General features: G+C 36.6%; 17 protein-coding genes and 1 pseudogene. 7 read left to right on the top strand and 11 right to left on the bottom strand.

From position 1 onward, the window contains the following. The first annotated feature begins 107 nt into the window (after positions 1-107). The 4 genes from H9N25_RS03750 to H9N25_RS03735 all read left to right on the top strand — a co-directional run bounded on the left by H9N25_RS03750 (position 108) and on the right by H9N25_RS03735 (position 4,026). Positions 108-689: a nucleotide exchange factor GrpE gene (locus tag H9N25_RS03750; protein WP_029278681.1), complete on the top strand. Its 582-nt coding sequence runs from the start codon at positions 108-110 to the stop codon at positions 687-689. Between the two features lie 89 nt (positions 690-778). Then, entirely contained in the window at positions 779-1,936 is a 1,158-nt protein-coding gene (gene dnaJ / locus H9N25_RS03745) for a molecular chaperone DnaJ (protein ID WP_167293390.1), read from the top strand. A 219-nt stretch (positions 1,937-2,155) separates the two neighbouring features. After that, positions 2,156-2,872: a DUF72 domain-containing protein gene (locus H9N25_RS03740; protein ID WP_190327991.1), complete on the top strand. Its 717-nt coding sequence runs from the start codon at positions 2,156-2,158 to the stop codon at positions 2,870-2,872. Positions 2,873-3,111: 239 nt separating this feature from the next. Next, positions 3,112-4,026, top strand: a complete 915-nt coding sequence (locus tag H9N25_RS03735) for a Ppx/GppA phosphatase family protein (protein WP_167293388.1) — start codon at positions 3,112-3,114, stop codon at positions 4,024-4,026. A 55-nt stretch (positions 4,027-4,081) separates the two neighbouring features. Here the strand turns inward: H9N25_RS03735 and H9N25_RS03730 are convergent, their stop codons facing one another. From H9N25_RS03730 to H9N25_RS03685, 10 genes and pseudogenes are all read right to left on the bottom strand, one after another. Further along, positions 4,082-4,762: a hypothetical protein gene (locus H9N25_RS03730; protein WP_190327990.1), complete on the bottom strand. Its 681-nt coding sequence runs from the start codon at positions 4,760-4,762 to the stop codon at positions 4,082-4,084. A gap of 48 nt (positions 4,763-4,810) precedes the next feature. Further along, positions 4,811-5,377, bottom strand: a complete 567-nt coding sequence (locus H9N25_RS03725; RefSeq protein ID WP_190327989.1) for a Maf family protein — start codon at positions 5,375-5,377, stop codon at positions 4,811-4,813. A 69-nt stretch (positions 5,378-5,446) separates the two neighbouring features. Next, positions 5,447-5,836 (bottom strand): Spy/CpxP family protein refolding chaperone, encoded by a 390-nt coding sequence (locus H9N25_RS03720; RefSeq protein WP_167293385.1) that lies wholly within the window; start codon positions 5,834-5,836, stop codon positions 5,447-5,449. Between the two features lie 103 nt (positions 5,837-5,939). Next, positions 5,940-6,770, bottom strand: coding sequence for a universal stress protein (locus H9N25_RS03715; protein ID WP_190327988.1), 831 nt, complete (start codon positions 6,768-6,770; stop codon positions 5,940-5,942). 386 nt (positions 6,771-7,156) lie between these two features. Then, positions 7,157-7,684 (bottom strand): KdsC family phosphatase, encoded by a 528-nt coding sequence (locus H9N25_RS03710; RefSeq protein WP_190327987.1) that lies wholly within the window; start codon positions 7,682-7,684, stop codon positions 7,157-7,159. 71 nt (positions 7,685-7,755) lie between these two features. Next, the gene (gene iscX / locus H9N25_RS03705; protein ID WP_167293382.1) at positions 7,756-7,998 is read right to left on the bottom strand and encodes a Fe-S cluster assembly protein IscX; all 243 of its coding nucleotides are present in this window, start codon (positions 7,996-7,998) and stop codon (positions 7,756-7,758) included. A 102-nt stretch (positions 7,999-8,100) separates the two neighbouring features. Further along, positions 8,101-8,433, bottom strand: coding sequence for a 2Fe-2S iron-sulfur cluster-binding protein (locus H9N25_RS03700; protein ID WP_029275355.1), 333 nt, complete (start codon positions 8,431-8,433; stop codon positions 8,101-8,103). A 40-nt stretch (positions 8,434-8,473) separates the two neighbouring features. Next, positions 8,474-9,238: a Rossmann-like and DUF2520 domain-containing protein gene (locus tag H9N25_RS03695; RefSeq protein WP_190327986.1), complete on the bottom strand. Its 765-nt coding sequence runs from the start codon at positions 9,236-9,238 to the stop codon at positions 8,474-8,476. A gap of 4 nt (positions 9,239-9,242) precedes the next feature. Beyond that, a pseudogene (locus H9N25_RS03690) lies at positions 9,243-11,707 on the bottom strand (heme lyase CcmF/NrfE family subunit). 5 nt (positions 11,708-11,712) lie between these two features. Beyond that, positions 11,713-12,147: a cytochrome c maturation protein CcmE domain-containing protein gene (locus tag H9N25_RS03685; RefSeq protein ID WP_057932366.1), complete on the bottom strand. Its 435-nt coding sequence runs from the start codon at positions 12,145-12,147 to the stop codon at positions 11,713-11,715. 256 nt (positions 12,148-12,403) lie between these two features. Here H9N25_RS03685 and H9N25_RS03680 point away from each other — a divergent pair, with 256 nt between their 5' ends. The 3 genes from H9N25_RS03680 to H9N25_RS03670 all read left to right on the top strand — a co-directional run bounded on the left by H9N25_RS03680 (position 12,404) and on the right by H9N25_RS03670 (position 16,652). Next, a complete protein-coding gene (locus H9N25_RS03680; RefSeq protein WP_167293378.1) occupies positions 12,404-13,084 on the top strand; it encodes a hypothetical protein in 681 nt (226 codons plus the stop codon). A gap of 147 nt (positions 13,085-13,231) precedes the next feature. Further along, complete coding sequence (locus tag H9N25_RS03675; RefSeq protein ID WP_190327985.1) at positions 13,232-15,253, top strand: hypothetical protein; 2,022 nt, start codon at positions 13,232-13,234, stop codon at positions 15,251-15,253. Positions 15,254-15,302: 49 nt separating this feature from the next. Beyond that, the gene (locus H9N25_RS03670; protein WP_190327984.1) at positions 15,303-16,652 is read left to right on the top strand and encodes a hypothetical protein; all 1,350 of its coding nucleotides are present in this window, start codon (positions 15,303-15,305) and stop codon (positions 16,650-16,652) included. Between the two features lie 341 nt (positions 16,653-16,993). On the opposite strand, the gene H9N25_RS03665 is transcribed toward H9N25_RS03670, so the two are convergent. Further along, a complete protein-coding gene (locus tag H9N25_RS03665) occupies positions 16,994-18,415 on the bottom strand; it encodes a Glu/Leu/Phe/Val family dehydrogenase (RefSeq protein ID WP_167293375.1) in 1,422 nt (473 codons plus the stop codon). Positions 18,416-18,767 lie beyond the last annotated feature (352 nt).

Genomic DNA, 18,767 nt, shown 5'->3' with positions numbered 1-18,767 from the left:
TAATCAGCCAATCTGTTCAGATAAATACAAATAAATCTGACAGCTTGGCTGATTTCCGTTTATGGCAAAATAGTTGAGATTAACACAAAAAAATTCAGCCCAGTATTATGTTTAATAAGAAGAAAAATAACGATAAAGAAGAAAATATAATGAATCCTGAAAATACATCAGAAAATACTGCTGAGAATGTAGAGAATACTGATGCTCCTATCGCTGAAACTGAGCAGGCACCCGAATTATCTGCAGAAGAAAAATTGCAAGCGGAAGTTCAACAACTTAACGACAAATATTTACGTTTATACGCTGAGTTCGATAATTATAAACGTCGTACACAAAAAGAACGCGTAGAATTATTGCAAACGGCTGGTAAAGATGTAATTGTTTCACTTTTACCTGTTTTAGATGATTTCGACCGTGCATTAAAAGCAATGGAAACTGCTGCTGACGTTGCTCCGGTTAAAGAAGGCATTTTATTGGTAAGCACAAAGCTAAAAAACACTTTAGCACAAAAAGGATTGAAAGATGTAGAAAGCATCAGTCAACCTTTCAATACCGATTTCCACGAAGCAATTACCAATATCCCTGCTCCTAGCGATGATCTTAAAGGGAAAGTGATCGACGAAGTTGAAAAAGGTTATACCTTAAATGATAATGTAATCCGCTTTGCTAAAGTTGTAGTTGGAGCGTAAGAAATAATTATTGAATGATTGAATTTTGAATGATTGAATTAACATTCTCTCATTCCATCATTCAATCATTTAATCATTTTATAAAGAAGATGAGTAAAAGAGATTATTACGACGTATTAGGCGTAACTAGGGGTGCAGCCACTGATGAGATAAAGAAAGCTTATCGCAAGATGGCGATTAAATATCATCCAGATAAAAATCCAGGAGATAAAGCTGCGGAAGATAAATTTAAGGAAGCTGCCGAAGCTTACGAAGTTTTAAGCAGTCCTGATAAAAAACAACGTTATGATCAATACGGTCATGCGGGTGTTGGAGGCGCAAGTGGCGGTGGTTACGGTGGCGGCATGAACATGGACGATATTTTTAGCAATTTCGGCGATGTATTTGGCGGTCACAATCCTTTCGAAAGCTTTTTTGGTGGTGGTGGCGGCCAGCAACGTGGCGGTCGTCGTGTAGCAAAAGGCTCTAACCTACGTATAAAAGTTAAATTAACACTAGAGGAAATTGCACATGGTGCAGAAAAGAAAATCAAGGTTAATAAACTAATTGTTTGTAAAACCTGCGACGGCTCTGGTGCAAAAGATAAATCATCGGTAAGCACCTGTGGTACCTGCGGTGGTAGCGGCCAGGTGCGTAGAGTAACCAATACCATTTTAGGCCAGATGCAAACAGCATCTACCTGCCCTACCTGTAATGGTAGCGGTCAGCAAATTACGGCTAAGTGTTCAGTTTGTCATGGAGACGGTGTTGTACGCGGTGAAGAAACCATTACCATCAATATTCCTGCAGGTGTAAGTGAAGGTATGCAATTAAGCATGAGTGGAAAAGGAAATGCAGCACCTAATGGTGGCATCCCTGGCGATTTAATTATCTTAATTGAAGAAACACCACACGAAACTTTAAAACGCGAAGGCAATAACATCGTATACGATTTACATTTAAGCTTCGTTGATGCTGCTTTAGGGATGAGCATTGAAGTACCAACCATTGATGGTAAAGCAAAAATAAAAATAGAACCAGGTACCCAAAGCGGAAAGTTATTGCGCTTAAAAGGTAAAGGTTTGCCAGAAGTGAATTCTTACCATAGAGGTGATGAGATTATCCACATCAACATCTGGACCCCAAAAGCTTTAAGTAGCGACGAACGTAATGCTTTAGAAAAATTACGTGAATCGCCAAACTTTAAGCCTCAACCGGGTAAAAACGATAAGAGTTTCTTCGAAAGAATGAAAGAATACTTCGAGTAATTAATTAAATATAAATTGAAAAACCGATGTCGCAAGCATCGGTTTTCTTGTTTAAAATAGATAAATCTCTTCTAAGTGTCGTCTTGCGAAAAGGTTTTTCAGCCGAGGAAACCCGCCTGCAGCATTCAGGCAATCTTTACAGCATGACGAACTTTCTATTTGATATCTAAATAACAATGCAACTTTTAAACCTTTCTCCTTATAACCTGTTTTCTATACATGAAATGGAGAATTGGTTGTTCAGGTTTCTATTATCGCGAATGGAAATCGGTTTTCTATCCTAAAGGTTTAGCACAAAAAGACTGGTTCAAGTATTATTGCGAACATTTTAATACGATAGAGATTAATTCTACTTTTTATAAAATGCCAGCTCAAAAATCGTTCGATAAGTGGTATAATGAAAGTCCGGGTGATTTTTTGTTTACGATTAAGGCACCTCGGCTGATTACACATTATAAACAGCTCAATGAATGCGGGCAACTTATCAACGATTTTTACGAGGCTATTCAGGTCGGACTAAAAGAGAAATTGGGATGTGTACTGTTTCAGTTTCCACCAAAGTTCGATTATAGTACGGAACGGTTAAATCTATTGATCGAAAATTTAAGACCTGATTTTAAAAATGTGGTAGAGTTTCGTCACATCAGTTGGTTTGATGAAGAAATCTATAAAAAACTGGCTAAAAACAAGATCATTTTTAGCGGACAAAGCTATCCTTCTTCGCTACCTGATAATGCAATTCAGAATACAGAGACTGTGTATTACCGTTTTCACGGAAAACCCGTATTGTATAAATCAGAATATGATATAAATGCGATTAAGGGCTTCAAAAATCAGATTAAAGATGGTGTTAATGAAGTTTTTGTATATTTTAATAATACCTGGGGCGTTGGAGCATTACAAAACGCGAAACAATTGCAAAATTTAACGAAATAGGCTCATTTAGTGCAACCAACTGTATAAGTGCAATTAGATGCTACATCTAACACCACAGTTTTTTGGCCGTTCGCTATTTTGCCAAAAGCTACTAACGTGAAAAAATAAACCTGATAGCAATGATATTTCGACGAACTAGCTTTAATTTAGCACCAACATTAACGAAATTTAATAGATAGCAGGACTGCAGCTCCCGATAAAGTACTGCTTCTGTTTTCCAAAAAAATAAAACAAAAAATATGCGCGTCGCCGTTATTGACCTTGGAACCAATACCTTCCACTTACTTATTGCTGAAATAACAGGAAATCAGCCAGAAATTTTATACAAAACCAATGTACCTGTTAAATTGGGCGAAGGAAGAATTAACGACAATATTATTATTCCGGAAGCCTTTGAAAGAGGTGTGAACTGCCTTGAAGCTTTTAACCATACAATTGCCGAATACCAGGTTAATGAGGTGAGGGCTACGGCAACTTCGGCGGTTAGAAGTGCAGAAAACGGGCAAGATTTTGTACATGCAGTAAAGGAAAGAACCGGAATAAGCATCGAAACGATTAGCGGCGATGAAGAAGCTGAATTAATTTATCAAGGTGTAAAACTGAGCGGAGCAATTACTGAGGTATCTTTGATTATGGATATCGGCGGCGGCAGTGTAGAATTTATCCTGTGTGATCCCGAAGAACTGATCTGGAAAAAAAGTTATAACATTGGGGCAGCGCGTTTAATGCAACAGTTCTTCAAATCAGATCCCATAGCCGACGAGGAGAAAAACGCCATTTTATTTCACATTCAAAATCAATTGGCTGATCTTTTCGAAATCTGTGAAAAATACCATCCTGAAATTTTGATCGGATCTGCCGGAGCGTTTGAAACATTTGCTGAGCTTATTATTAGAAAAAACAACTTGAAAGCTGATATTAAAACTGCCAAAACCTTCGCGTTCAATTTTGACAACTACATCGAAACTTCTATTAAACTATTGAATGCTACGCATAACGAAAGAGCAGAAATGCCCGGAATGATCCCTTTAAGGATAGATATGATTGTGATCGCTGCTTTAATCACAAACTATGTTTTAGGGCGTTGCAAAATAAATAGATTAATGCTTTCTACCTACGATTTAAAGATGGGTGTTTTGGCCGGCCTGATGTAAAAAATGATCCATACAAGCTATGGATCATCGGGAGCTTAGAGAATATTAATTTAGGTTATTTCTTTTTTGGTGCAATCATTATCTTGCCCATAATCATGGATTCGGCTTTTTTAAGCCTGAGATTATTTTGTTTTTCTTTAGAAAAATCAAGTATTAGCAGAGCTGTGTATTGGATACTTTCTACCGTCAATTGGTTCTTTTTTACATCGAAATTATTATCCAAAACAATCTCGTAACGACCATTTTTATCGGTCAAGGCTGTGTATTTGGTATCGAGAATAGATAACCTTATTCCAGCTACAGGCTTATTATCTACGCCATTAACATAGCCATATATTCTTTTCGGTACAACTGGTTTTTTATCGTCTATTTTGTTATTTATGCCATTTGTTATTTCGATCGGCGTTTTCAAATTTTCTGCCCGGGCATCCATTATAAAAATACTCATGCCAATAGCCAGTACACCAAGGTACTTCATCCAGTTTCTATTGATAGTTGGTACAATTGATAGGTGAAGGTTAAGCTGGTTTAATTGGCTTTGGCTTAAGCGGCCGCATACAGAAGAACTGGCTCCGGCCAATACGCTAATGATTTCGGCATTGGTATAGCCCGAAAAATCAATTACATTTTTGCTACAGGCTTTACAGAAATTAAAGCCTTCTCCTTTATCCATTTCATCCCAGTTCTGTAAACATGGCTCGGCTATGGTAACTTCGTTAATTCTCGTTTTCATCATGCTAATTTTATAGATGATGAAACTTTCAAGCGAATTCCACAAGAAGTTTTAAATAAACTTCAACAGTTCATTATACAGCTTTTCCGTTGGCAAGCCCATTACGTTTGTATAAGAGCCTTCTATACGCTCTACTACAACAATACCCCACCAATCTTGCACACCGTAACTCCCAGCCTTATCAAAGGGTTTATAATTATCAATGTAGAAATCAATTTCATCAGCTGTAACAGATTTACAGTAAACTTCTGTCCTATCGTAAAACGAATGGATTTTATCGCCTTTAACAAGCGTTACTCCCGTAAAAACTTCATGCCTGCTTCCCGATAGTTTTTTTAACATTTCTTGTGCATGCGCTCTATCTTCGGGTTTACCTAAAATTTCTCCGTTTAAGGCCACAATGGTATCAGCTGTAATCACTATTTCACCATCAGCAGTAAAAGCCTTGGCCTTTTGCTCCGAAATGTAAACGGCAATTTCTGCAGGACTTAAACCCGATGGGTAGCTTTCATCTACATCTTTTAGTTCGACTTTAAAGTTTAAGCCCATAAGTGTTAAAAGTTCTTGTCTACGTGGGGATTTAGATGCTAAAATTATAGGAGGAAAATTGACAGGCATATTTTATTTTTCTGCTAAAATAAGAAAAGCGACATAAAGCCGCTTTCTTATTTAATATTTTAACTGGATTTAATTATTTCCACCACCTTGCATACGTTTCTGCATTTCGGCACGTTGCTCTTTTTGCCAAGCTTCGTATGTTTTTTTCTGATCGTCGGTTAATACAGCAGTAACTTTTGCATCGTTTTCAGCACGCATTTTTTGCATTTTCTCTCTCATTGCATCTCTATCGCCACCGCCTTGCATTTCTTCACGCATTTTTTTCATGGTTTCTGCCTGCTCAGTAAAAACAGCAGTTAACTTTGTTTTCTGATCATCAGATAATTTTAATTTTTCATCTAACTGTTTTACACGTTCTTCAGGCTTCATCATCATTCTGCCTTGTCCGCCACCTTGCTGCGCGTTAGCGAAACCAGCTATTCCTAGCATCAATCCGCAAATCATCATTAATTTTTTCATGTCGTTTTTGTTGTTTTGGTTGAAAATTGAGCATGTTGGAGTGTGCAAAAAGATGAAAGTTTAATCTGTAAATGTAACTTAGCTGTTGCAGATTAAAACACAGTTAATCTTTTAACAATAATACAGGTACATGTGATTTAATAGTCAGTTTTTGGGATACACTTTCGTGAAGCAGACTTTCGAAAAAACTATATTTTTTGGGCAATGCAATAATCAGCTGGGCTTCTTCACTTTTAGCAAATTTTACGATTCCTTTAATCGTATCAGGATGATCGGCATAGTGATAAGCTGGAGAAAAATCTTTAAGCATTTCGTGCAAAATATGTTCTTCTTGCATATTAACAGGATGACCAGAATTGATATTGAGCACCAAAAGTTCTAAGGCATGTTTGCTTAAAATATTTTTAAGCGCATGCATGGGAATCACCTCTTTAACCTTTTTAAAATCACAGGCCAAAATGGCTTTACGGATCGATTGATAATCGGCTTTAGGCGGAACAACCAAAACCGGAACCGGGCTTGATTTAGAAATTTTGATCGCATTAGAACCGATATCACTTTCGTCTTTCGCTCTTTTACCGTTGCTGCCAATAATAATAAGTTCGATCTCTTCTCTATTTACCCGATCGATGATAGATCTTAATAAAGTTTCCCTTGTTAAAGAAACCTCTATGTCGGCCTCGGGGTTAATCTCCAACATTTTTGATTTCAGTTTTTCTAGTGCTTCCATCCTTCGCGTAATTTCATCAGCGATATGAACATCCGTAGTAACAATTAAATCGGGAGTTGGCAAGATGCTTTCATATTCTGAAACATAGTATGCGTTAAGCAGTATAATTTTTGAGTCCGTCATTGCGAAACTCAACCTGGCCGCATATTTCGCAGCGTGATCAGCTGTTTTAGAAAAATCGACAGGTACAAGGTATGTACTCATATAATTAAAATTAATGTTTTTAATTTACAAATTAATCAATCGATTGATTAATTTGTAAATGTAAATTTCGCATATAATCTGATTTATTGCAAATTTTAATGTCTGAGATTTATAATCTTACTAGCTGTTACCGTCATTCTGAACTTGTTTCAGAATCTTACATGCAGCATAATATTGTTTTAGGAGGGCTTAAATTATCTGGCTGATAAAGCCCCTGAAACAAGTTCAGGGTGACGGATCGCAAAAAATCCTTCACCTCCGCTCAGGATGACAATCGAGAGGGAAGATAATTGTGAGAAACAGCAATGACCAATGTTCAATTTACAATAAGCAGATTCCAGTTGGCAGTTTACAATTACCAATGAACCAATGATTATTGCACCAATTTACATACCCGAATCGGCAGCATTTGGATTTTCATCATGCCATCTGCCCTGTACTTTCATTACTTTTTCGATAATATCGCGGACAGCGGTTTTGCCTCCATTGTAAGGAGAAATAAATGTAGATATCGCCTTTATTTCTTCAACGGCATCAGCTGGGCAGGTTGGAAGCCCTACGAGTTTCATTACTTTTAAATCAGGGATATCATCTCCCATATAAAGCACTTCTCCGGCAGCAATCTTTTTATCCTGAAGGTATTGATTAAAAATGGCCACCTTATCTCCTGTTCCGAGGAAAACATCGGTAACCCCCAGATTGAAAAAACGCTTTCCCATGGCAATACCATCTCCACCAGATATAATACAGATGTTATACCCTCTTTTAACGGCCAATTGCATGGCGTAACCATCTTTAATGTTAAAAGTACGCAACGACTGGCCATTATCAGTAACCTGAACAGTTCCATCGGTAAGCACACCATCTACATCAAAAATGAAAGTGGTGATCTCTTTTAGTTTTTGCAGAAACATTCGCGCGTTTGGCGTTTAGGGTTAAGCGCTCGGTGCTGACTCTGGACTGAGGACTCCGAACTCAGGACTAATTATTGATTATCTCTCCACTCGTAAACCCAAGCAGATTGGATTTGCTCTAAATGGCCTTCATTGCTTTCTTCACGGGTTCCTTTAAAGTTGGGTAATGATAAAACCCAGTCTAAAAGCTCGGTAAAGCGGATGCGGTAGATTTTGGCTTCTGTAAAATCATCACCAAATTTCTCATATAAAGACATTGCAATATCTTCATAGTCGTTCCAGTAAAAAGGTAAAGCAAATTTATCGTTATTCATGTTGTTCGTTGTTGTTTCGGTTAATTGTTTGAATTGGTTAATCGGTTAACTGTTATATAGGGTTAATCGACTCCCGACTGAAGACTTCGGACTCCAGACTAACTAGTGTCCCATAAAATCTGATTGATCTGGAATGGTCACTTCGATATCACCATTAATCACCACACACTGGCAGCCCAGGCGGGAAGTAATTTTCGGACGAACTGCCCTATCAATAAAGTCTTCTTCTTTGTCAGAAATCTCTTCGATATTATCCATTCCCTTAGTTACGTACACATGGCAGGTACTGCAACCACAAACACCACCACAGTTGTGCTGTAATTCGATTCCATTATCCAGACAAACATCTAAAACAGATTCTCCTGCTGCTATTGGTAATTCAATAGATTCGTGATCTGCTTCTTCAAAATTTATTTTTAGTTTAAAAATGCTCATAATTATTTTGCAAAAGTAAGAAGCAAAAGCCGTAATTATGCTATTTCAGCGTTAATTTTATGCTATCGCTCAATGTTTGATAAATGTTTTGCAATTCGGGCATATCAGTTAACATGCTCAAATGCTTATTTAAAGTGTTTTCATCTGCCCGTACTGCTGGCCCAGTCTGCACATTTTCAGGTAGATTACTCATTACCTTATCGGCTGTTTCGGCAATTAACGGCCTAATCATTTCGAAATTCAGACCGTTTTGGTTTAAAATTTTATTTGCCAAAGCGTACAGGTGATTCGGAAAATTACAGGCAAAAACCGCTGCAAGATGTAATACTTTTCTTTTCTCGCCACCCAACTCGTACACCTGACGGCTAATTTTAGCTGCCAGATTGCTTAAAATCACCAATTGACTTTCGTCGTTCGCTTCGATACACAGCGGTATATTTTCAAATGAAAGCTCTTTACCTTTCGAAAAAGTTTGCAAAGGGTAAAAAACACCTGCTTTTTTTACCTGCGAAGATAAAACATTAATATCTGTAGTTCCGGAGGTGTGTACCACCAAGCCAGTTACATTTTTTAATGATTTGGCAACGCTTTCAATGGCATCGTCTTTTATTGAGATAATGTATAAATCAGCGTTTTGTTCAATTTCCGTAAGATCGTTTAGCCCTTCAGCTCCAATTGCAACAGCTAAAGATTCTGCATGACTTAAGTTTGGGCTGTATACCTGTACCAGATCTTCGCCTTTAGCCTTTAAAGCCTTAGCCAAGTGTGTGGCAACATTTCCTGAACCCAATAAAACGATCTTCATGATTTTATACCGCTTTGGCCTCTTTTCTTCTTCTAAAAATTGAAAGTAAGAAACCAACAACCATTACAATGGTACCGGCCCAATACAAACTGATAAAAGGAAATTCTATTGCTTTGAAAACTACCCAATCTTTAGCCTGTTGCGGTTTCTCAAAAATTTGAAGCTCAACTTTTTTCTCATCTGGCAATACTCTTGAAAAACGGAATTTTAGATCCAATTCGTCTACCTTACGCGCGAAATCGAAAGTGTTATTTCCTTTGATTAAAAAAATAGGCTCCGTGTTATAAATTTTGCCAGCAGCATTAACCTCTAATGGTAAACCAACAGCATAATCGCCCTGACCTAAAACTAAATCTTTTGCGGTAGGTTTTCTGTTTAAATCTTTAACCGTAACCACACCGCTTGAAGTATGTATGGTATCCCCTACCGAAACCTTTACAATACGTGGCGCCTTATAATTTTCATCATCCGAATGCCCTTCATGATCCTCATGAGATGATTGTTTAACTGCTGCACTAGTAATGTGTGTATACACATCGTATGTAAGGTAATGTTTAGTATCCGGAGAGGCAATTAAGCCCATTTTTTCGTTCTCCTGTACGTGTGGATGTAAGTTAAAATCTTCTTTAACCTTACCTTCTTTATCTAAAACCTTAAAATTAAGGGTATAAATGGTATTAGGCGCTACAGTGGTATCGGCAACATAGGTTACGGTATACTTACCCATTTTCTTGGGTTCGTTTTTGTATAACATAATGTTCTCACCCGGTTTTTCTACTTTTTCGAAATCTTTTACCGGAATGAATTTAGTAGTATTAATTGATAAAGGCCTGTTGGTAGCCGCAGAAATTAATGCACCTAAAACTAAGAGTGCAAAACCAATGTGTGCAATTGCAGAACCTGCTAATTTTGCCTTACCACCAAAAGCCTGATACAATATTGCCGCATTGGAAAGTACAGCAAATAAACAGCTGAAAGTAATCAGGATGTACATGGTATTGGTATAAATCTCGGCCACGTATACCAAACCTGCCGTTAATACAATAGAAAACAAAATCGCAGAGATTAAACTGCTATAAAATTTCCGAGGATCTGTTCGTTTGTATTTTAAGTATTGAGAAAATCCCGAAATTAAGGTAATTAATACCGCAAAAGGTGCCTGCCATTGATTGTAATATTTTACAGCATCAATTGGTGGCGTAAATTTGGTACCGAATGCTTTATTAAATACAGGAACTGAAGTAGAGAATATAACCTGGATACAAGCAATAGTTACGACTAAAGCACCAATAAACATCCAGAACTCGCGCGAATAGGTCTCTTCGTCCTTGGTGGTAATTGGCAATTCTTTCCATCGTACTACAATGAGCACAATTGCTAAAACAGCGAATACAACATTGTATAAGATCAAGTGGCCAAACATCCCCATATCGGTAAAAGAGTGAACCGATGTATCGCCTAAAATCCCGCTTCGGGTTAAAAAAGAGGCATAAAGCACCAATAAGAAACTTAAAAATACTAAAGCAATTGCGGTAAAATAAGCATGCCCAGTATTTTTATACGCTATCATTACGTGTACAGCACCAATTAAGGTTAACCACGGAATTAAAGAGGCATTTTCTACAGGATCCCAAGCCCAGAAACCGCCAAAGTTTAGCGCTTCGTAAGCCCAGAAAGAGCCCATAATAATACCTGTACCTAGAACCATTACCGCAAAAAGCGCCCAGGGCATAGCCGGTTTAATCCATTCTTTATATCTTTTTTGCCATAAAGCCGCAATTCCATAGGCAAAAGGCACAATCATACTGGCAAAGCCTAAAAACAAGGTTGGCGGGTGGATGACCATCCAATAGTTTTGCAACAATGGATTTAATCCTCTACCATCGGTAATAAATTTTAAATAATTAGCGTAGTTTTCAGGATTTGCGAAAACGACAGGAGCCATTGATTTTAAATCAAGAGAATCTCTTAATAGAATAAACGGAGAACTTCCAATGCGCTCACCAAAAATCTCTACACCCAAAAGCATTGAGGTTAAAAATACTTGGGAGAAGGCTACAACTGTCATTACAGGACGCTCCCAGGTTTTAGCTTTCCAGATTAATAATGTACCTAGAAACGATTGCCAGAAAGCCCAAAGTAAGAAACTACCTTCCTGTCCTTCCCAAAAGGCCGAAATAATATAATAAATTGGAAGCTGTTTTGAGGAGTGCCAATAAATGTAACTGTATTCATTGTAATGCCCAGTACCAGGTAGAATAAGATTGCTCCAATACCAATTATACAGGCAAAATTAACCAAGAATCCAATCCGACCTAAATTCCGCCAAGATTTATCTTCTAAATTTTTATCGCGACTGGCATAAAAATATGCGATTGTTGAAAGTAATGATGCACTAAACGCCAGCACAATAAAAAACTGCCCGATTTTACCCGGTAGCAGGTTTTCGCCTACAAATTGAATATCCATTAAAATTAGTTATATTTTTTCTCGCCGTACTTACCTACCGTATCAACCTTACCGTCTTTATTAATTTCAACAAGGTTGTCGTTATATTTAGATGGGCATTTCATTAAAATTTTCGACGCATAAAACTTGTCCTTGTTCATCTTACCGATTAACACAAGCTTTTCTGATTTTTCGAAATCCTGCGGTTTGGTACCTGCGTAAATTACCTCTCTCACTTCCCCTTTTTCATCTTTCATATGGAATGAAAAATGGTTAGCATCTTTTACGGCGTCGTAGTAAGTACCCATAGATTTTACCCAATAGCCCATAACATGCTCTTCTTTCTCAGAAAGGGCTGCCTGTTTGAAATTAGAGTAGGTGTCGGTATTTGCGTTTAAGCTAAATAAAATCCCTACGGAAATTGCGATGGTAATCAATCCAATGATTGCACTTTTCTTCATGGTTATACTTGTTGTAAAAGCTGGCAACAAAGATAGAAAAATCGGCTTAGCCAGCATTCTTTTACATTTTTCTTGTCTTTATATTGACAATTATCTGATTTTTGAAGTAAAAATATTTTTTCAAAAGCTACTATTTATAACCGATCTTAAGTAATATCCTAAATCGTTTAAAAGTTCGGGCTGAAATTATTAAGTTTGGCCTGTCAGATAATCATTCCTTTTTAACATCCCACAGTAAAACATAAACCGGATTAACATGAAATTAAAGCAGTTTTATAAGCTTTTGTTATTTATAGTTTTAATGCCCTTTTTAAGCTCTTGTTTTGAGGTAATTGAAGAAATTGCCATGAAAAACGATGGAACGGGCGATGTGGTACTCACGATAAATCTTAGCCAGAGCAAAACCAAAGTAGCTTCGGTAATGCTTTTGGATAGCGTTCAAGGCTACAAAGTACCCAGTAAACAAAAAATTCAACAAGAATTAAATGAAGCAGTGGCCTATTTAAAAAAATCGGAAGGGATTTCTAATGTAAAAAGCACAAGCGATTTTAACAATTACATCGCAAGCATTAGTTTTTCTTTTAAAGATGTTTCAAATATCAATAACATCACCAAAAACATTCTTGCCCAGCAAAAAATTAAGGCCACTAACACCTCCTCGTATACTTATAACAAAGCCACCAAAACCTTTAGCCGAAAATATCAGGCAATAGGTACGGCTAAAACAGAATTCAATAAATTAAAAGCAAAAGACAAGGCGGTTTTTAACGGCGCAACCTACACCAGTATCTACCGTTTCGAATCTGTTGTAACAAGTAGTACCAATCCAGCATCAAATGTATCGAAATCTAAAAAAGCCGTGATGTTAAAAAGCAGCATCACAGATTTAATTAACGGAAAAATTAACGTATCTAATTCTATACAACTATCTAAATAAAGATGAAACCACCACCTAATCCGTGATAGTTTCATCTCCACTGAAAACAAATTATATCCAATGAAACCATCAGGAGCATACCGTTCACAAACCGAGATAAATATGCTCATGATAGCTTCATAACCGCTAAAAAACAAATTATATCCAATGAAAAAAATTCTAATTGCTATCTCTCTTTTCTTATCGTTTAACCTGGCCAAGGCTCAGGATCTGGTTAAGAAAATACCTGCAAATGCCTTTACAGTTGCCACTATTAAAGGTGATAATATATTTAAGCTAATGTTTGTAAAAGATTTTAACGAATCTTTTCTGGGTAAGAAATTACTAACCGAAACTTCAAAATCACTTGATAAAAGCTTTACCAGCATAGAAGATTTCGGCATTAACCTGGAGAAAAACATGTATTACTTCAATCAGTTGAGTGATAGTATTACTTATAATTGCTTTCTCATACCGATTAAAGATGCAACTAAGTTCGAAAGCTTAATTAACAACAAAGAGAATAAATTTAAAAGGGATGGCGACGTCAGGACTATGATTTTGCCTGATAGTACAAGCATTATTAAGTGGAACAATAACATGATGTACTTTGTAACCGGAAGCATTAGCAGTTCTTTTTTTGCCGATTCTGCTAAATCTGCACATTATGGAATTAAAGATATCAGATTTCAAAATGATGATGCAATAGCTATTGATAGTACTGCTGCAGTAGCTGTAGATTCTGTAGCAGTTGCAGAACCGATGATTGAAGAAGTACCTGCCCCGCCTGTTGTAAAAATAAAAGTTCAGAAAAAATCGACTGCTAAAAAAACTACTGGAATAAAAAAAACTGGCAAAAAGAAAACGGCTAAAAAATCTAAAAAAGTCACCAAAATAGATTCAGATTTTGATGAATCCCGAGAACCAAGAGAATTCGCAGTTGATACTGCAAGCGCTATGACTCCAGTTCATGGCATTGTTGATGAACGATATGATGCTTACCAACAAGAACGTGCAGAACAAGATGCCAAGAAAAAGAGATTGGCATTTACCTGGATGACTGCCCAGGCGGATCAGATTTTTAATGGCAGTTACGAGTCTATCGAAAACAATAAATCATACACGGCGAGTTTGGATAATAAAGCCATTGCAGAACTTTGGGTATCGAGCCTTCAAGATGTTTACAATGCGATTTCTCCAGAATTCGGTGCTTATGGTAAAGCAGGATTAATGAAAGGTTATGGCAGCTTAAATGCAAAGCTTTTTATGGACAATAAGAGTTTCCGCATCTCAACAGGTTTAGAATTGTCTCAGGAACAAGCCGATTCCTATAAAAAAATCTTGAACAGAAAGTTAAACAAAAACTTTTTGAAATATGTAAACAGTGAAAAAGCGCTTGGTTTTATGAGCTATTCTATTGATACCAAAGCTTATCTGGAAGAATTCCCTAAATTATTAAAACAGACCTATGGTTCTTTTTTGGGTGCTAAAATGGATCAAGAAATAGACCTAGGTGCTGAACTGTTCTCTCTTTTATTAGATGAAGAAGCAGTAAGCAAAGTAATTAAGGGCGATGCCCTATTTGTAATTAATGGACTAAACACCAAAGATGTTACTTATACCACTTACGAATATGATGATGATTACAAGCAGAAAGAAGTAATTAAAACCAAAAAAGAAACTTTGCCTGATTTCCTTTTCATGTTTTCTTCTGAAGACACCAGGTTGATCAACAAATTGATTAAATACGGTGTAAACAAAAACTACGTATCTGTTGAGAACAACATTTATAAAATATTGGAAAAGAAAAGTCCTATTGATATTTACTTTATGATTAAAGATGGTATTGTATTTTTCGGCAATTCGTTAGCAGAAATGCAAGGTATTAGCAACAATCAATACAACAACAGTAAATTAAGTAAACTGCACAAACAACTATTGAGCAAAAACAATTTCAGCTTTCTGTTTAATGCCAAAAACCTGGTGGGCAAGGTACCAGATTCGGAAATTGGTGGCGAAGAAACTGCTAAGAAATTTAACAGTACTTTAGAGAAAATGGGCAATGTGTATATGAAATCGAACCCGATTAAGGGCAGATTGGTTTCAGCAGATATTAGCGCAGAAATTCCGAACGGACATGAAAACGCTTTGAAATATCTGTTTTCTTTAATTGAAAATGCAGCTAAGTAGTTTAGTTGGCGGTTTACAGTTAACCGATTAAAACAGTTAACCATATTCTATGAAGAAATTTTTAAAAATAACAGCAGCAATAGTTTTATTGCTGCTTATTTTTTTTGCCGGTGTTATAAAATACCGGAGATATCAGTCAGAACGCACATTGATTCCAAAAAATGTTACGGGGATTGTCAAAATCAATGTTGATGAGTTAGGTAGAACGCTTGCTTCGAATATGCTAAGTAACCTGGGTTATTATTTTAAATCTGATTTAAAAAATGACACTACAAATTTAAATTCACCCGATAAATTTAATAACGGTTTAAAAATACCAGCAAGCATTTATTTTTATACCATTGAAAGCAAACCTCAGATTTACTTTTCGCGTTTTGAAATAGAAAACATAAACGATTTTGAAAATTCTTTGAGGGACTTAATGCACTTGGATATCATAAAAAGAACAGAAGGCACCAATATGGCCAGATCGAAACTAGGCAATGTGGTTATTTACTATAACAGTAAAAGTGCTGCAGTTTCATTATCTGTTAAGGCAGAAAATTTGGATGATCTTTTAATGGAGATATTAAACCAGAAAAATTTTATAAAAATAAACGATAGCAAATTTAAATATTCAACAAAATCGCTGGCGCATATTGCCTTTGAAACCGCGCAGCATCAGGGATCGATCGATTTTGAGAATGGCGTGATTAATTTAAACGATCTGTTTCTGTCTGGGGATATTTTAGCCTCAAACAAACCTTTACATCATCATTTGAACCCAAATAGTACAGCTTCCTTTTGGTTAAATGTTAGCATAAAACCCGACAAAGACAAAATTTATAAGTTTAAGAATTTTAGTTTCGAGCAGGATAGCTTATTAAAATATTATAATGGCAATTTAAATTTCGAATGGACAAATTCCATCACACAAACTGATTCTATTATTACCTATGAATACAATGATGATTTTGAAAAGGTTGAAAAAGTAGATTTACGAAAACGCAATATCCCTTCCATTTCGATTAATGTCGGCTCGAAAGGCAACGGACTAAAAAATTACCTGGCAAACCAGGGGTTGATTAATTTAGATAGCAACTCGGTAAATAAAAATGCTTTCCCGCTTTATAAAGTATTTGTGAACAGCAGCAATGAAAACTTAAACTTCGCGACAGTTAAAAATCAGAATACCTCAACTTCAAATATTGTTTCAACAGATTTTCTTTATCTAAATGTTGATCTGATCAAACTGGGTAAACAATTAGAAGCGCCGTTCATGACCAGCTATTTTAAAACGCTGAAAAATTTAGAAGTTAAAGGAAAGTTATTGGATGGTAAAAGAGTTAAGATCGATGGTAAACTTAAATTGAAAGACGAAAATATTAATTCACTTTACCAGATTTTAAAAAGTTTATAACAAAAAGTAATAGAGGTAGGTTCTGTTATATTTTTGTCGCAGATTCAAGGTGATTTACACAGATAACTGTCCATTGTACCTAAACCTGATGGGACGGATGCCAATTCCTTCAATTGGCAGGAGGTACAGCAGGACTAACCCACTCCCATGAAACACAGACCTATCATTTCCAAAATAAAAAAAGCTAAAAATGGCTTACACAGTCAGCTAAATATTCAAATCGGAATCTGTGATAACGAACTTAGGCACAAAAAAGCCCTGCAGTTTTAACCCTGCAAGGCTTCATAATAAGATTACCAGACCCCGATAAAGGATCGGGATTCGCAATGACGATTAGTTGATTATGGCCAAACGCCCAAATTCATGTAAGAAACCGCAATTTTATCGATCGAATTTACAAAAGCAGCTGTTCTCAATGTTTGAGTTGCTGGCTTGTTCATTAATGTTTCGCGGATTTCGTGGTAAGAATGGATCATGGTATCTTCTAGACCAGAGTTTACCAATTCCATTTCTGATGCACCTTTAACAATCATTAAACGGTGTTCTGGAAGGATGGTTTTACCCGTTAAATTTTCTAAAGTATTGATCAGATTGGCATTTGAATTAGCTGCATAACGGTTCTCCATACGACCAAAAGCCACGTGAGAAAGATTTTTCAACCACTCGAAGTAAGAAACCGTAACACCACCTGCATTGCAATACATATCAGGAATAATGATACCACCCATTTCGGTAAATATTGTTTCGGCCTCTGGTGTAGTTGGACCATTTGCACCTTCAGCAATAATTTTTGCCTTGATATTGCGAATGTTAAGCTCGGTAAATTGGTTTTCTAATGCAGCAGGAACAATGATATCGCAATCTTGCTCTAGGCCTTCCATTGAGTTTTTAAAGTCTTTAGCGCCAGGGAAACCTAAAATTGAACCTGTGTTTTTACGGTGTGCAAAAACCTCATCTACATTTAAGCCATTAGGATTGTAAATAGCGCCTTCAAACTCGCATAAACCCACAATAGTAGCACCAAATTCTGCTAAGAATTTAGCCGAGTGGTAGCCCACATTACCTAAACCCTGAACAATTACCCTTTTATCGCCTAAACCAGCTTTAAAGCCTAATTTAGCCATATCTTCTGCCACTTCTACACATTCACGTACGGCATAAGCAACACCACGGCCGGTAGCTTCCTTACGGCCACGGATACCGTGTAACGCAATTGGTTTACCAGTTACGCAACCTAAAGCATCTAACTGACCAGGATTCATGGTCATATAAGTATCGGCAATCCAGCTCATTTCGCGTTCGCCAGATCCATAATCAGGAGCAGGAACATCGATACCAGGGCCAATAAAGTTTTTCTTAATTAATTCTGTAGTATAACGGCGGGTGATGGTTTCTAACTCGGCAACACTGTATTGTTTAGTGTTAATTTTTATACCACCTTTTGCACCACCAAATGGAACATTAACAATGGCACACTTGTAAGTCATTAAGGCAGCGAGTGCCATAACCTCATCTTCGTTTACCATTTCACTGTAACGGATACCGCCCTTGGTAGGGCTCATGTGGTGAGAGTGCTCTACACGCCAAGCATCAATTACTTCAAAACCGTTTCCGCGGCGGATTGGGAATTGGAAACGATACACACTATTACATGTTTTAATCTGGTTCAATAAACCTTCTGGATGATTGGTGAATTGAGCCGCACTGTCAAAGTTCTTACAAACATCTGCAAAGAACTTGTTCTCGTCTGCTAGATTAGCCATTATTTATTTTTTATATTGAATAAGTTTTCGATGCAAAATTGCCTAAAAAAACCGCACATATCCAAATGTAAAAAGACTTAGTGTAAAGCAAACACCATTATATTTTAGCCTAACAACAGCTTTTATACCCGTTGGAGAAAACTGTTTAAAAACTATACCCATACACATTTAAACGCAGATATCTTAGTCAGCTTACACCATAAAAACGACTATTTTTATAAGTTTTAGTATAGGTTATTTGATCTAAAAAAAATTATAAAAAAAATATTCAAAACGGCCTTTTGTTACAACACTCAACAAATAGAAGCTAAAAAACAGATCAATATTACGAATATTGCAAAACCTATAAAAA

The sequence above is a fragment of the Pedobacter riviphilus genome (genome assembly GCF_014692875.1).
In the GTDB taxonomy this organism is placed as follows: Bacteria; Bacteroidota; Bacteroidia; order Sphingobacteriales; family Sphingobacteriaceae; genus Pedobacter; species Pedobacter riviphilus.
Note: the sequence above shows the minus strand (reverse complement) of the source record. Positions and strands in the feature narration are given on the sequence as shown.

Excerpts from the sequence above, each read along its gene's own strand:
- H9N25_RS03750 (WP_029278681.1), top strand. The coding sequence starts at position 108 with ATGTTTAATAAGAAGAAAAATAACGATAAAGAAGAAAATATAATGAAT.
- H9N25_RS03700 (WP_029275355.1), bottom strand. The coding sequence starts at position 8,433 with ATGAGCATTTTTAAACTAAAAATAAATTTTGAAGAAGCAGATCACGAA.
- H9N25_RS03730 (WP_190327990.1), bottom strand. The coding sequence starts at position 4,762 with ATGATGAAAACGAGAATTAACGAAGTTACCATAGCCGAGCCATGTTTA.
- H9N25_RS03725 (WP_190327989.1), bottom strand. The coding sequence starts at position 5,377 with ATGCCTGTCAATTTTCCTCCTATAATTTTAGCATCTAAATCCCCACGT.
- H9N25_RS03740 (WP_190327991.1), top strand. The coding sequence starts at position 2,156 with ATGAAATGGAGAATTGGTTGTTCAGGTTTCTATTATCGCGAATGGAAA.
- H9N25_RS03680 (WP_167293378.1), top strand. The coding sequence starts at position 12,404 with ATGAAATTAAAGCAGTTTTATAAGCTTTTGTTATTTATAGTTTTAATG.
- H9N25_RS03720 (WP_167293385.1), bottom strand. The coding sequence starts at position 5,836 with ATGAAAAAATTAATGATGATTTGCGGATTGATGCTAGGAATAGCTGGT.
- H9N25_RS03695 (WP_190327986.1), bottom strand. The coding sequence starts at position 9,238 with ATGAAGATCGTTTTATTGGGTTCAGGAAATGTTGCCACACACTTGGCT.
- H9N25_RS03675 (WP_190327985.1), top strand. The coding sequence starts at position 13,232 with ATGAAAAAAATTCTAATTGCTATCTCTCTTTTCTTATCGTTTAACCTG.
- iscX (WP_167293382.1), bottom strand. The coding sequence starts at position 7,998 with ATGAATAACGATAAATTTGCTTTACCTTTTTACTGGAACGACTATGAA.
- H9N25_RS03715 (WP_190327988.1), bottom strand. The coding sequence starts at position 6,770 with ATGAGTACATACCTTGTACCTGTCGATTTTTCTAAAACAGCTGATCAC.
- H9N25_RS03735 (WP_167293388.1), top strand. The coding sequence starts at position 3,112 with ATGCGCGTCGCCGTTATTGACCTTGGAACCAATACCTTCCACTTACTT.
- H9N25_RS03665 (WP_167293375.1), bottom strand. The coding sequence starts at position 18,415 with ATGGCTAATCTAGCAGACGAGAACAAGTTCTTTGCAGATGTTTGTAAG.
- dnaJ (WP_167293390.1), top strand. The coding sequence starts at position 779 with ATGAGTAAAAGAGATTATTACGACGTATTAGGCGTAACTAGGGGTGCA.
- H9N25_RS03670 (WP_190327984.1), top strand. The coding sequence starts at position 15,303 with ATGAAGAAATTTTTAAAAATAACAGCAGCAATAGTTTTATTGCTGCTT.
- H9N25_RS03710 (WP_190327987.1), bottom strand. The coding sequence starts at position 7,684 with ATGTTTCTGCAAAAACTAAAAGAGATCACCACTTTCATTTTTGATGTA.
- H9N25_RS03685 (WP_057932366.1), bottom strand. The coding sequence starts at position 12,147 with ATGAAGAAAAGTGCAATCATTGGATTGATTACCATCGCAATTTCCGTA.